13 protein-coding genes are annotated in these 12,313 nt (G+C 65.6%); 10 read left to right on the top strand and 3 right to left on the bottom strand.

The window, feature by feature from the left end; all coding sequences use genetic code 11:
• Positions 1–48: 48 nt before the first annotated feature.
• Positions 49–633, bottom strand: a complete 585-nt coding sequence (locus DIE08_RS06280) for a YSC84-related protein (protein WP_059601628.1) — start codon at positions 631–633, stop codon at positions 49–51.
• 51 nt (positions 634–684) lie between these two features.
• Positions 685–1,071: a YqjD family protein gene (locus DIE08_RS06275; protein WP_059531622.1), complete on the bottom strand. Its 387-nt coding sequence runs from the start codon at positions 1,069–1,071 to the stop codon at positions 685–687.
• On the opposite strand from DIE08_RS06275, the gene DIE08_RS06270 reads away from it, so the two are divergent.
• The 9 genes from DIE08_RS06270 (at position 1,070) to DIE08_RS06225 (ending at position 8,818) form a co-directional block, all read left to right on the top strand.
• The gene (locus DIE08_RS06270) at positions 1,070–1,279 is read left to right on the top strand and encodes a hypothetical protein (RefSeq protein ID WP_124901324.1); all 210 of its coding nucleotides are present in this window, start codon (positions 1,070–1,072) and stop codon (positions 1,277–1,279) included. The two genes, DIE08_RS06275 and DIE08_RS06270, sit on opposite strands and share 2 nt — an antisense overlap.
• A 456-nt stretch (positions 1,280–1,735) precedes the next feature.
• Positions 1,736–2,089, top strand: a complete 354-nt coding sequence (locus tag DIE08_RS06265; RefSeq protein ID WP_059466554.1) for a YciI family protein — start codon at positions 1,736–1,738, stop codon at positions 2,087–2,089.
• A 124-nt stretch (positions 2,090–2,213) separates the two neighbouring features.
• On the top strand, positions 2,214–2,633 hold the full coding sequence (locus tag DIE08_RS06260) for a YciI family protein (RefSeq protein WP_059466553.1): 420 nt from the start codon (positions 2,214–2,216) through the stop codon (positions 2,631–2,633).
• Positions 2,634–2,668: 35 nt separating this feature from the next.
• Positions 2,669–3,085: a VOC family protein gene (locus tag DIE08_RS06255; protein WP_059601629.1), complete on the top strand. Its 417-nt coding sequence runs from the start codon at positions 2,669–2,671 to the stop codon at positions 3,083–3,085.
• Positions 3,082–4,350, top strand: coding sequence for an RNA polymerase sigma factor (locus DIE08_RS06250; protein ID WP_059601631.1), 1,269 nt, complete (start codon positions 3,082–3,084; stop codon positions 4,348–4,350). The genes DIE08_RS06255 and DIE08_RS06250 overlap by 4 nt, the downstream gene beginning before the upstream one ends.
• 283 nt (positions 4,351–4,633) lie before the next feature.
• On the top strand, positions 4,634–5,056 hold the full coding sequence (locus tag DIE08_RS06245; RefSeq protein WP_059466550.1) for a rubrerythrin family protein: 423 nt from the start codon (positions 4,634–4,636) through the stop codon (positions 5,054–5,056).
• Between the two features lie 123 nt (positions 5,057–5,179).
• A complete protein-coding gene (locus tag DIE08_RS06240) occupies positions 5,180–6,517 on the top strand; it encodes a heterodisulfide reductase-related iron-sulfur binding cluster (protein ID WP_124901323.1) in 1,338 nt (445 codons plus the stop codon).
• Positions 6,518–6,561: 44 nt separating this feature from the next.
• Positions 6,562–7,143 (top strand): DUF3501 family protein, encoded by a 582-nt coding sequence (locus tag DIE08_RS06235; protein WP_124901322.1) that lies wholly within the window; start codon positions 6,562–6,564, stop codon positions 7,141–7,143.
• A 733-nt stretch (positions 7,144–7,876) separates the two neighbouring features.
• Positions 7,877–8,818 carry a transposase gene (locus tag DIE08_RS06225; RefSeq protein WP_124621104.1) on the top strand — a complete coding sequence of 314 codons (942 nt, stop codon included), beginning with the start codon at positions 7,877–7,879 and terminating at the stop codon, positions 8,816–8,818.
• A gap of 121 nt (positions 8,819–8,939) precedes the next feature.
• Here the strand turns inward: DIE08_RS06225 and DIE08_RS06220 are convergent, their stop codons facing one another.
• On the bottom strand, positions 8,940–10,466 hold the full coding sequence (locus DIE08_RS06220) for a mannose-1-phosphate guanylyltransferase/mannose-6-phosphate isomerase (protein WP_124621106.1): 1,527 nt from the start codon (positions 10,464–10,466) through the stop codon (positions 8,940–8,942).
• Positions 10,467–10,893: 427 nt separating this feature from the next.
• Here DIE08_RS06220 and DIE08_RS06215 point away from each other — a divergent pair, with 427 nt between their 5' ends.
• Complete coding sequence (locus DIE08_RS06215) at positions 10,894–12,267, top strand: undecaprenyl-phosphate glucose phosphotransferase (protein WP_124621107.1); 1,374 nt, start codon at positions 10,894–10,896, stop codon at positions 12,265–12,267.
• Positions 12,268–12,313: the final 46 nt, after the last annotated feature.

The raw sequence follows: 12,313 nt of genomic DNA, 5'->3' as shown, positions 1-12,313 counted from the left end.
TCGCGGCGTTGCCGGGAAGCAAATCGGCCCTGGGGCCGTGTCGACACGTCAGATGTGGAGCCGGGTGATCTTGGTGCCGTTGACCGACAGGTCGCCCATCAGGCCCGCGTTGGTCAGGATAAGCACCTCGACTGGAGCGGTGGCCGTATTGGAGTCGACCGCACCGTTCGCGCCGACCTTCACGACCGCGACGGAGGCGTCGGCGCCGGCCGACCAGCCTTCGGACTTGCGGAACGAGTCGAGCGCATCCTGCGTCATGAACAGGAACACGATGGCCTTCGATTGCGCGCCGGCCTGCAGGCCCACCGACAGCGACGACGTGTTGTAGTAGCCGACGGTGCTGCCGCCGACACGCAGCGCACCGTTGCCGGACTGGCCGCCGACGATGAAGCCGGCCTGCAGCACGTTCGGGAACACGAGCACGCCGCGCGATTTCGCAACGAGCTCACGCGAGCCCGGCACCGTCGAATAGAGGCGCGACAGCGTCGCGTTCACGCTCGCATCGATCGACTCGCGTTTCGACGCGCTGGCCGATGCGTTGTCGGGTTTGTCGGGCGTGGTGGTGCAACCGGCAAGGGCGAGACTGCCGAGCATGACGGCGGCGGCGGCTTTCAGGGCGAGAGACTTCTGCATGGCGTTTCTCCTTCGTTGTCGGGTTGAGAACGGATGGGCGGCCAGCCCCGTTCAACGGCGGGCAAGCAGCAGGCCCGCGACGAACGCGAGGCCCGCGACGACGCCCGCCGTCTGCCATGGGTTGTCGTGCACGGCTTGCGACACGCGCTCGGCCGAATCGCGCAGCCGGGCGGCCGCTGAGCCCGACGCGTAGTCGAGCGTGCTGCGCGCTTCGTCGAGCCGTGACTGCACGCGCTTGCGCAGCGCGGCGATATCGCCGTCGCCGTCGTTCTTCAGCAGGTCTTCCAGTTCATCGACCAGCCCGCGCAGATCGTCCGATACGTCCGCATGCAGGTCGCGGGCGGCCGAGCGCGCCGAGCGTCCCACGCGCCGGCCGGTACGACGGATATCGGACAGGCCGCGGTCCAGCTTGTGTTCGATCGAGTCAGTGAGCGCCATGATGTTTATCCTCCTTGGATTTGATTTGCTGGCCGGATTTGCAGGCCAATTTGAAGATAAGACCAATCCCAGCAACCAATGTGATTCACATCAGCCAATTGAGTTTCGAGACAAATTTTCAATTCGTCGGCAAGTTTCCCGGGAAGCCCCGCGCGACGGGGCGGGGCGGTGGTTGAAAAAATTTCGCGCATCGGGCAAAACGGCGTAGCGAGCCGTTGCGCGACATGAAAGTCCGGTAAATATGGCGTCGCGCGATGCGTCAGGTAAATAGTGCCGTTGCATCTGCCAGACCCATGCAATTGCACTAGTCGTCCATTTCTTCGTGGAGCAGGGTTTGTGCCCGCGACGGCTCAGGCGGCACTGTCGTCCAGCGCCAGGTCGATGACGACTGGATTCGAGCGCGCGCAGCGGAGACGACGAGCGAGGCGGCAAGCATGAGCGGCGGCAGGCGTGACAAGGCGCGCTCCACGAGAAGAAAATTCGAAGGTTCGTGCAAGCATTCTGACGGCAACATCGCGTGTTGTGATCGAATTGGCCATCAGGCCAGTGCCGAACGGCCAACGATGACGGCAGGGCCGGCCAAGGCTGCTACGCTTCGCATCTGACACGTCGTTCCGGCCTGCGATCCGAACGCTTGCGCGCACGGCCCCCACGGGAGAATTCCATGTCCTACATGCTGTTGATTGTCGAACCGACCGGCCAGCGCGCCGAACGCACGCTCGAAGACGGGCAGGCGCTGTACGCGCGAATGGTCGATTTCGCGGAGACGCTGAAAGCGCGCGGCGTGCTGCGCGGCGTCGAGTCGCTGGAGCGCTCCGAACGCGCGACGCGCGTGCAGGTGCGCGAAGGCGAGACGCGCCTCGTCGACGGCCCGTTTGCCGAGGCGAAGGAAATGGTCGGCGGCTTCTTCATCGTCGACGTCGACACGCGCGACGAAGCGATCGAGATTGCGCGCCAGTGTCCGGCTGCGCAATGGTGCACGGTCGAAGTGCGCGCGGTCGGCCCGTGCTTCCTGTGACAGCTGCGTCTCGGTATTTACCCTGATTCGTCGCGCGGCACGTCGATCCGGCGGTCTGCCGCCCGTCGTCCGGATAAGGCGCCGATGAGCGGACGCCCTTTTCACCGATGACAAGGAGTGAGCGATGCGATTCATGATCATGATCCGGGCGAACGCCGTCAGCGAATCCGATGCGTTGCCGGACAACCGGCTGGTCGAGGCGATGACGGTCTACCACGAGGAACTGGCCAGGGCCGGCGTGCTGCTCGATGCGAACGGCTTGCGGCCGAGCGCGCGCGGCTGGCGCGTGCGGTACACCGGCGGCAAGGGCACGGTAGTCGACGGCCCGTTCGCGGAGACGAAGGAATTGATTGCCGGCTACACGTTGATCCAGGTGCGCTCGCGCGACGAGGCGCTCGAATGGACGCGCCGGTTTCCCGCGCCGTTCGGTGCCGAAATGGACTGCGAGATCGAGGTGCGGCCGTTGTTCGAGCTCGACGACCTCACACCGAGCGACGCGGTCGAGCGGTTTCGCGATCTCCACGTCGGCCGCACCCACGCCTGATTCTGCGCGAATCCAATCTCACCGGAGCATCCGTCATGCACAAGATGGTTTTCATCAACTTGCCCGTGGCCGACCTGCCGCGCTCGAAGACGTTCTACCAGGCACTCGGCTTCGAGGTCGTGCCGGCCTATACCAACGAACAGGCCGCCTGCATCAAGATCAGCGACACGATTTTCGCGATGCTGCTCGTGCGGCCGTTTTTCCAGACCTTCACCGGCAAGACCATCGTCGATCCGGCGACGCAGGTGCAGGTGCTGTCGTGCCTGTCGTGCGACAGCCGCGCCGAGGTCGACGCGATCGTCGCGAAGGCGCTCGCGGCCGGCGGGTCCGCGCCGCAAGCGCCGCGCGAGTATCCGAACATGTACGGCCACGGATTCGACGATCCGGACGGTCACGCATGGGAGCTGATGGCCATGCCGCTGGATGCGTCCGCCCAGGGGCAGGCGTCGTGACGCGTGAGGCGACTCACCGTGCGATCGAAGCGGTCTGGCGGATCGAGGCGCCGAAGATCATTGCCCGCGCCGCGCGCGTGGTGCGCGACGTCGGCGTGGCCGAGGAGCTCGCGCAGGACACGCTCGTCGCGGCGCTCGAGCACTGGCCCGTCGACGGTGTGCCCGACAACCCGGCCGCGTGGCTGATGACGGCCGTGAAGCGGCGCGCGCTCGACCGGGTCCGGCAGGAGTCGCTGCATGCGGCGAAGCGCGACCAGCTCGGGCATGAAATGGACGCGCTCGAAGCGCATGTCGTCCCCGATATCGCGGACGCACTCGCCGATGCGAGCGCCGACGATATCGGCGACGACCTGCTGCGGCTGATCTTCACGTCGTGCCATCCGGTGCTGTCGACCGATGCGCGCGTTGCGCTGACGTTGCGGCTGCTCGGCGGGTTGACCACGAGCGAGATCGCGCGCGCGTTCCTGTCGCCCGAGCCGACGATCGCGCAGCGCATCGTGCGCGCGAAGCGCACGCTCGCGGCGGCGCGCGTGCCGTTCGAGGTACCGGCCGCCGATGCGCGGCCCGCGCGGCTCGCGTCGGTGCTCGAAGTGATCTACCTGGTGTTCAACGAAGGCCATGCGGCGACCGCGGGCGACGACTGGACGCGCCCGGCGCTGTGCGACGAGGCGCTGCGTCTCGGCCGCGTGCTGGCGGGGCTCGTGCCGGATGAAAGCGAAGTGCTCGGGCTCGTCGCGCTGATGGAACTGCAGGCGTCGCGCATGCACGCGCGGACCGATGCGCAGGGGCGGCCCGTGCTGCTGCTCGACCAGGACCGCAGCCGCTGGGATCCGCTGCTGATCCGGCGCGGCCTCGCCGCGCTCGAGCGGGCGACGAAGCTCGGGGGCATGCGTGGCCCGTACGCGCTGCAGGCCGCGCTGGCGGCGTGCCATGCGCGCGCGCGGCATGCATCGGAAACGGACTGGGCGCAAATCGTCGCGCTCTACGACGCGCTTGCGGAAGTCGCGCCGTCGCCGGTCGTCGAGCTGAACCGCGCGGTGGCGGTGGGGATGGCGTTCGGGCCCGCCGCGGCACTGGAAATCGTCGACGTGCTGCGCGACGATCCGGCGCTCGCCCGCTATCACTGGCTGCCGAGCGTGCGCGGCGACCTGCTCGCGAAGCTCGGCCGCGCCGACGAAGCGAAGGTCGAGTTCCGTCGTGCGGCGGAATTGACCCGGAACGAGCGCGAAAGGGAATTGCTGCTGAAGCGTGCGACGGATGCGTGATGCATGACGAGCGACGCCGGTGCGAGTGCACCGGCCGTGGCGCCGGAAGCCCGGAAGCCGAATCTCGAGCGAAACGCCGGCCCACCCGGCGACGCGCCCGCCAACTTGTCCCTTATTCCCGCCCTCCGCTATCGCGCGGATTGAAAAAGCCTATTGGGGGATGCGAACGCCAGCGCCTAGATTAAAAGGCACGAAGCGTGCGCGTCCGGCATACGCTTCGTGCCCCACATACATCATCGGCCAGGCTTCGCACGCGGCCGCGCCGGCTCGAACGGAGGCACACATGGCTCAACTCAAGGGCAGCAAGACCGAAGAGAATCTGAAGGCCGCATTCGCGGGCGAATCGCAAGCGAACCGGCGCTATCTGTATTTCGCTTCGAAGGCCGACGTCGAAGGCCAGAACGACGTCGCCGCGCTGTTCCGCTCGACTGCCGAAGGCGAAACGGGCCACGCGCACGGCCACCTCGAATACCTGGAGGCAGTCGGCGATCCGGCGACGGGGCTGCCGTTCGGCTCGTCGCGGCTGAACCTCGAATCGGCGATCGCCGGCGAGACGCACGAATACACCGACATGTATCCGGGCATGGCGAAGACGGCGCGCGACGAAGGCTTCGACGAAATCGCGAACTGGTTCGAGACGCTCGCGAAGGCAGAACGCAGCCACGCCAACCGCTATACGAAGGCGCTCGACGCACTCGTCGACTGACGCGGGTCCGGCAGCAAGGCAGCACGGCCCGGCCGGACATCCTGAGGCCGGCCGTGCGTCGATCGCTGCCCGCATCACGCGGGCGGCGAGTCCGCGCGCATGCGCGCCACGCTGGAGCGCCCCATGCCACACAAGGAAGGCAGTCTCGAAGCCCCGACGCGGCATCCGCTCGACTGGCAGTCCGAAGCGTTCTACGACCAGGCCGCGATCGATGCGGAAATGACGCGCGTGTTCGACATCTGCGCCGGGTGCCGGCGCTGCGTGTCGTTGTGCGGCGCGTTTCCCACGCTGTTCGATCTCGTCGACGAAACGCCGATGGGCGACATCGAGGAAGTGCCGAAGGACGCGTTCGGCAAGGTCGTCGATCAGTGCTACCTGTGCGACCTCTGCTACATGACGAAATGCCCGTACGTGCCGCCGCACGCATGGAACGTCGACTTCCCGCACCTGATGCTGCGCGGCAAGGCAGCGCGCTACAAGCGCGGAGAGGCGCCGCTGCGCGACAAGGTGCTGTCGAACACCGACGCGCTCGGGCATTTCGCGGGCATTCCGATCGTCACGCAGACGGTGAACGCGGTGAATCGCACGCCGCCGGCGCGCCACGCGCTCGAGGCGGCGCTCGGCGTCGATCGCAACGCATGGCTGCCGGAGTTCGCGCCGCGCAAGTTTCGGCGTGCCGCGAAGCGCTCGGACGGGCTGCCGGTACGTGACGGCGAACGCACGCCCGGCAAGGTCGCGATCTACGCGACGTGCTACGTGAACTTCAACGAGCCGGGGATCGGCCACGACCTGCTGGCGATCCTCGCGCACAACGAGATCCCGTACGAGCTCGTCACGCGCGAAGCGTGCTGCGGGATGCCGCTCCTCGAGCAGGGCAACCTTGAGGGCGTCGCCGCGAAGAAGGCCGTGAACATTCCGGTGCTGGAGCGTTATGCGCGCGAAGGCTATGCGCTGATCGGCGCCATCCCGAGCTGCGTGCTGATGTACAAGAGCGAACTGCCGCTGATGTTTCCCGGCGACGACGACGTGCGCGCGGTGGCCGATGCATTCTGGGATCCGTTCGAATACGTGATCGCGCGGCATCGCGACGGTTTGCTGAAGACCGACTTCAAGCAGGGCCTCGGCACCGTGTCGTATCACGTGCCGTGCCACGCGCGTGTGCAGAACATCGGCCGCAAGACGGCCGACACGCTGTCGCTCGTGCCCGATACGCGCGTGAACGTCGTCGAGCGCTGCTCGGGGCATGCGGGCACGTTCGGCGTGAAAAAGGCCTTCCATGCGGACGCGATGCGGATCGGTGCGCCGGTGTTCAAGGCGATGGCCGAGCCGAAGCCGGATGTCGTGTCGTCGGACTGCGCGCTCGCCGGGCATCACATCGTGCAGGGCATCGACGAGAAAGGGTTGCCCGCCGCGCCGCTCGCGCATCCGCTGACGCTGCTGCGCCGCGCGTACGGTATCTGAACCGGTCGCTCCACGAAGACATCGACGCTATCCAAGGACACGCCATGACGCTGACCCGCGACTCGCTGCTGACGCTCGAAGCGTACGCGAAGATCCGCAAGACCGAACACGCGCGGCTCGTCGCGTACAAGCGCCGCCGCGCGGTGGCGCTGGGCAACCATCTGCGTTTGCTGTTCGAGGACGAGACCACGATCCGCTACCAGATCCAGGAAATGCTGCACATCGAGAAGATCTTCGACGAGGCCGGCATCGAGGGTGAACTGGAAGCCTATCTTCCGCTCGTGCCCGACGGCACCAACCTGAAGGCAACGCTGCAGATCGAATACGAGCACGAGGCCGAACGGCGGGCGGCGCTCGCGCGGCTGATCGGCGTCGAGGATCGCGTGTACCTGCGGGTCGACGGGCACCCTGACGTCTATGCGATCGCCGACGAGGATCTGGACCGCGACAACGCGGAGAAGACCTCGGCCGTGCATTTCGTGCGCTTCGAACTGGGCGAGCCGATGCGCGCGGCGCTCAAGGGCGGCGCGATGCTGTCGATCGGCTGCGATCACCCGGCCTACACGGTGCCGCCGCAACGGGTGGACGCGGACGTCGCCGCGTCGCTGGCCGGCGATCTGCGCTGATGCGTGCGGCCGGGTGCCGCTTTCCGTATCGCGCGGATTCCCCATCGTTCCGACCCGGAACGCGGCGCCCGATCGTTGCGCCCGCCACTGTCGGCTGTCTGCTACGCCGAGGATGTAACAGACCCGTCGACGCTTGCATGCCGGGAGACGATGTGCATCGACCCGCGACCGCTTTCACTACTCGCAGAGAAACAATAAAAAGATTGTGCACGGGGAAAATTCAGTTCAATCGAGTTTGAACGATTTACCGATCCGTGAATATCTTGTTACGAATTTTTCCCTGATTTACCGATTTTCGGCGGCAATTCCCGGAATTGTTTCAGGCAAGGGTCGGAACAAGTCGGGCGGCCTGCCGGTCGGGCCGCATCCGCACCCCGCAGAGCCCCGCCAGACGGGGCTTCCCAGCGCCCCGCATAACGATCGCGTAAAAAAATTCAAGCGTAAATGGATTGCGCATCCATGGCAGGTTGTTTCAGTGCGTAACATTAAGTCATTGTCATATTGAGATAAACCCTGAGGATGGTATGCTTCGTGCACAAAAATTCCCACATTGGAGTGAGACCGTAGTTTGTGCGCCATTGCCGTGAATGGCGGCACCGTGAAAGTGCGGTGTCGCACCGGCATGCACAACGACCGGATAACCATAATGTGCAACCGGGCCGCCCCGTGACGCGATGCGTGACGACGGCGCCGACAATCGCAGCCCCGGCCTGGCTGCGTGGAGAAATCGACTATGTTCTTCGATGAGCTTAACGATGAAGAGTGGTTTCGACTTTCAACGCTGATCGCCGATGAACCCATTCGGCTGAACCGTCGAGGCCGTCCGCGAGCCGAACCGCGCGTTGTCGCCAACGCGGTTCTGTGGATCCTGACGACCGGTGAAGCGTGGTCCAAACTGCCCGGGCGCTATCCGTCCGGGCCGACGTGCCGCCGCCGCTACGAGGAGTGGCTCGCGAACGGCACGCTGCTGCAGATGATCGACGTGCTCACCCAGTTCAGCGGGCGCACGTTCGCGTACGTGCCGCCGCCGCCGGTGCCGGTCGCGCCGGCATGCCGCGCGGAGCCCGTGCCCGACAACGACCGTCTGCGCGGCGTGTTCTGGCAGAACCCCGAGTCGTGGCAACTGCCGGTCGCTCAGGCAAACGTTTGGGATGGCGAGGGCGCGACGCTGACCGCGATGCCGAACGCCGCCGACGACGCGTCGCGCGGTGCATCGTTCGCGGTGCCGGGCGCGCAGCCCGCGGGGCTGCGTCACGGGCGTCCGTCCGCCGCGAGCTTCGCCGCGGCCGAGCCGCAAGTCGACGAATACCGTGGCTATACGATCTGCGGCAGCGCGCAACCGGTGCAGAACCTGATGTACCGCGCGTGGGCCGAGATCACGCAGGACGACCGGCGCGTCGAGCGCTCGGGCCTGATCGGCCCGCGTTTCACCGATCCGGAGGAAGCGGAGCAGTACGCGCTCGACTGGGCGCGTCAGTGGATCGATCGCCACGGGGCGAGCGACGAACCGGTGCGTGCGCCGCAAAGCGAGGTGCTGGCCGGCCTGTCCGAGCTGGCACGTGCCGAGTCGGACATCAAGCGCTTCATCGCCGAGCGTCGTGCGGGCGCGTTGTCCGAGAGCCGCAACGATCCCGTGCAGGCGGACCGCCGCGAATACGCGTATCGCGTAGGTTGATCGTCGTCCGAACGAAAACGCGCGGGTCGTCGTCCGTCACGACGCCCGCGCGTTTTTTTGTCTTCGGCATGCCCGTGATGCCGGGCGCACCGTCGAGACGGCGCGCCCGGCAGGCGTGGCATCACTGGCGACCGTAGGTATCGTCGAAGCGGACGATGTCGTCCTCGCCGAGATACGCGCCCGACTGCACTTCGATCAGCTCGAGCGGCATCTTGCCCGGGTTCTCGAGACGGTGCGACACGCCGAGCGGGATGTACGTCGATTCGTTTTCCGACAGCAGGAAGGTTTCGTCGCCGCGCGTGATGCGCGCGGTGCCGCGCACGACGATCCAGTGTTCGGCGCGGTGATGGTGCATCTGCAGCGACAGTCGTGCGCCCGGCTTCACGACGATGCGTTTCACCTGGAAGCGCTCGCCCATGTCGACCGAGTCGTAATGACCCCACGGGCGATGGACCTTGCGATGATCGGTCGCTTCCGCGCCGCGTTCGGCCTTGATGCGCCCGACGATCTTCTTCACGTCCTGCACGCAGGATTTGTCGGCGACGAGCACGGCGTCCGGCGTTTCGACGACGACGAGATTGCGCGTGCCGACACACGCGATGAGCCGGCTTTCCGAATGCGCGAAAGTCGATTCGGCGTTTTCGAACAGCACGTGGCCGCGGCCGACGTTCTCGGCTTCGTCCTTCGGCAGGATCTGCCAGATCGCGTCCCACGAACCGACGTCCGACCAACCCGCGTCGAGCGGCACGACGACGCCTTCGCACAGCTGCGGCAGGTTCACGAGCCGCTCCATCACCGCGTAGTCGATCGAGTTCGACGGCGACGCGGCGAACGCGTCGCGGTCGACGCGGAAGAAGTCGCCGTCGTCCTTGCCGCCTGCGACGGCCTGCTCGCAGGCTGCGAGGATCTCCGGTTCGAGCTGGCGGATCGCGTTCAGCCACACCGACGCGCGCACGATGAAGATCCCGCTGTTCCACCAGTATTCGCCGGACGCGACGTACTGCTGCGCGAGTTCGAGATGCGGCTTCTCGACGAAGCGGTCGAGACGGCGCACGTCGAGGTTGCCGGTAGCGGCGTCGCCGAGCGGCGCGCCGACGCGGATGTAGCCGTAGCCCGTTTCGGCACGGCCCGGCACGATGCCCATCGTCGCGATCTTGCCCTGGGCCGCGCAGTGCACGCCGGCCGCGACGGCCGCATGAAAGCGCGGCTGGTCGGCCACCGCGTGGTCGGCCGGCATCACGGTCATCACGGCATCGCCGCCGCCGGCGACGATTCGCAGCGCGGCGAGCGTCAGCGCGGGCGCGGTGTCGCGGCCGAGCGGCTCGAGCATGATCGATGCACGCTTGCCGGTCAGGCGCAGTTGCTCGGCAGTCGTGAAGCGGTGATCCTCACCGCACACGATCAGCACGTCGTCGTTCAGCGGATGACCGGTCGCGAGGCCGTCGAGCCTCAGCGCGGTGGATTGCAGCAGCGAATGATCGCCGAGCAGGCCGATCAGCTGTTTCGGATAGTGTTCGCGCGACATCGGCCACAGACGCGTGCCCGAACCGCCTGCAAGGATCACCGGCTGCACCGCGACCCGCGTCGCGGCGTCGGTTGCGGCGGAAGAAGAAGGGCGCGTATCGGCTGCCACGGCCGGAGCATTCATGATGACACTCTCCTCGATTGAAGTCAGTGCCTGTTTGTAGCATGAAGTAAATCGACAATAAAACCGGGGCGATTTGCGCGATATTCGACGCGCACGTATCAGGAAAATTTTTCATCGATGGCATGCGATGCAAATAAAAAAATAAAAAATAATTCGACGAATCGGGCTGGAGCCCCGTCCTGAAAAGGGCTCGTGGGAACCGTAAAGTTCTCGAAAAAATCCCGATTCACGATCGATTCGGGAAAACGTGCCGATTTAATTCGGAAATGTCGCGGCAAGAATTTCCGATTATTTTTCGAAATACTTGAGCGCTTGAGGAGCGATTTTCTTGTCGCTTCAATAGCGTCATGCAACGTTTGAATCGAAGGTGCGGCACGGGCTGCACGAGGAGCTGTTCGGCAAACGCCTGTTCAAAGAGGAAGCAGACATGTTGAGCGTGCTGGCGAGAGTCATCGATATTGCGATGGTCGTGTTGGGGGCGTTGATCGCCGCCGCGCTGCACGGCGGCAGCATCTGGCTCAACGACCTGCAGCGCACGACGGTGCTGTTCGACTGCCTGCTGGTCGTCGTGTTCTTTCCGGCCATCGGCATTTACCAGTCGTGGCGCGGCAAGCGTCTCGTCGGTCTGGTGGGGCGCGTCGCGTTCGCGTGGCTGGTGGTCGAGCTCGCGGGCATCCTGATGAGTTTCAGCTTCCACCAGTCGGGCGACCTGTCGCGACTGTGGCTCGGTTACTGGGCGGTGGTGACGATGGCGCTGCTCGCCGGCTCCAAGGCTTGCGTGCACGTCGTGCTCCGGCAACTGCGCCGCGGCGGCTACAACCTGAAGGCAGTGGCGATCGTCGGCGGCACGCCGGCGGCGCGGCGGCTGATCGCACAGATGCGGGCGCGTCCGGAAGCGGGCTTCAACCCGGTGTGCGTGTACGACGAAAGCGAAGTACCGGGCGAAGTCGCGCTCGACGACGTGCGCATCGAGCGGCAGTTCGAATCGCTGGTGTGGCTGGTGCGCAGCCGCGCGATCAGCGAGCTGTGGCTCACGCTGCCGATCACGGAGGAGCGCCGGATTCACCAGATCGTGACGGTGTTCCGCCACGACTTCGTGAACATCCGTTTCATTCCGGACGTGCGCACGCTGTCGTTCTTCAACCAGGAAGTGGTCGAGGTGCTCGGCGTGCCGGCGATCAACCTCGCGGCGTCGCCGATCACCGACGTACGGATCCTGCCGAAGTTCGTGTTCGACCGGCTGTTCGCACTGGCGGCGCTTACCGCGCTCGCGCCCGTGATGCTGCTGATCGCATGTCTGATCAAGCTCACGTCGCGCGGGCCGGTGTTCTTCCGCCAGAAGCGCAAGGGCATCGACGGCCACGAGTTCGAGATCTACAAGTTCCGCTCAATGAAGGTGCATCAGGAAGTCGCGGGGCAGGTCACGCAGGCCACCAAGAACGACACGCGTGTGACGCCGGTCGGCCGCTTCCTGCGCCGCACGAGCCTCGACGAACTGCCGCAGTTCATCAACGTGCTGAAGGGCGAGATGTCGGTCGTCGGTCCGCGTCCGCATGCGCTCGCGCACGACGACATCTACAAGGATCTGGTGAAGGGATACATGTTCCGCTACCGGATCAAACCGGGCATCACCGGCTGGGCGCAGATCAACGGCTTTCGCGGCGAGACCGACCAGATCGAGAAGATGATGGGACGCGTGAAGCTCGATCTGTACTACATGCAGAACTGGTCGTTCTGGCTCGACATCAAGATCGTCGTGCTGACGCTCTGGAAAGGCTTCACCGGCAGCAACGCTTACTGACGCGGTTTCGTCCCGCGCAGACACTCCGGTTTCACGAATTTCGAAT

Source organism: Burkholderia sp. Bp9004 (genome assembly GCF_003858025.1).
Classification (GTDB): domain Bacteria; phylum Pseudomonadota; class Gammaproteobacteria; order Burkholderiales; family Burkholderiaceae; genus Burkholderia; species Burkholderia diffusa.
Note: the sequence above shows the minus strand (reverse complement) of the source record. Positions and strands in the feature narration are given on the sequence as shown.

What these genes read in the sequence shown, in the direction of transcription:
- DIE08_RS06280 (WP_059601628.1), bottom strand. Translation starts at nt 633, where the DNA reads ATGCAGAAGTCTCTCGCCCTGAAAGCCGCCGCCGCCGTCATGCTCGGC.
- DIE08_RS06270 (WP_124901324.1), top strand. Translation starts at nt 1,070, where the DNA reads ATGATGTTTATCCTCCTTGGATTTGATTTGCTGGCCGGATTTGCAGGC.
- DIE08_RS06275 (WP_059531622.1), bottom strand. Translation starts at nt 1,071, where the DNA reads ATGGCGCTCACTGACTCGATCGAACACAAGCTGGACCGCGGCCTGTCC.
- DIE08_RS06265 (WP_059466554.1), top strand. Translation starts at nt 1,736, where the DNA reads ATGTCCTACATGCTGTTGATTGTCGAACCGACCGGCCAGCGCGCCGAA.
- DIE08_RS06260 (WP_059466553.1), top strand. Translation starts at nt 2,214, where the DNA reads ATGCGATTCATGATCATGATCCGGGCGAACGCCGTCAGCGAATCCGAT.
- DIE08_RS06255 (WP_059601629.1), top strand. Translation starts at nt 2,669, where the DNA reads ATGCACAAGATGGTTTTCATCAACTTGCCCGTGGCCGACCTGCCGCGC.
- DIE08_RS06245 (WP_059466550.1), top strand. Translation starts at nt 4,634, where the DNA reads ATGGCTCAACTCAAGGGCAGCAAGACCGAAGAGAATCTGAAGGCCGCA.
- DIE08_RS06240 (WP_124901323.1), top strand. Translation starts at nt 5,180, where the DNA reads ATGCCACACAAGGAAGGCAGTCTCGAAGCCCCGACGCGGCATCCGCTC.
- DIE08_RS06235 (WP_124901322.1), top strand. Translation starts at nt 6,562, where the DNA reads ATGACGCTGACCCGCGACTCGCTGCTGACGCTCGAAGCGTACGCGAAG.
- DIE08_RS06225 (WP_124621104.1), top strand. Translation starts at nt 7,877, where the DNA reads ATGTTCTTCGATGAGCTTAACGATGAAGAGTGGTTTCGACTTTCAACG.
- DIE08_RS06220 (WP_124621106.1), bottom strand. Translation starts at nt 10,466, where the DNA reads ATGAATGCTCCGGCCGTGGCAGCCGATACGCGCCCTTCTTCTTCCGCC.
- DIE08_RS06215 (WP_124621107.1), top strand. Translation starts at nt 10,894, where the DNA reads ATGTTGAGCGTGCTGGCGAGAGTCATCGATATTGCGATGGTCGTGTTG.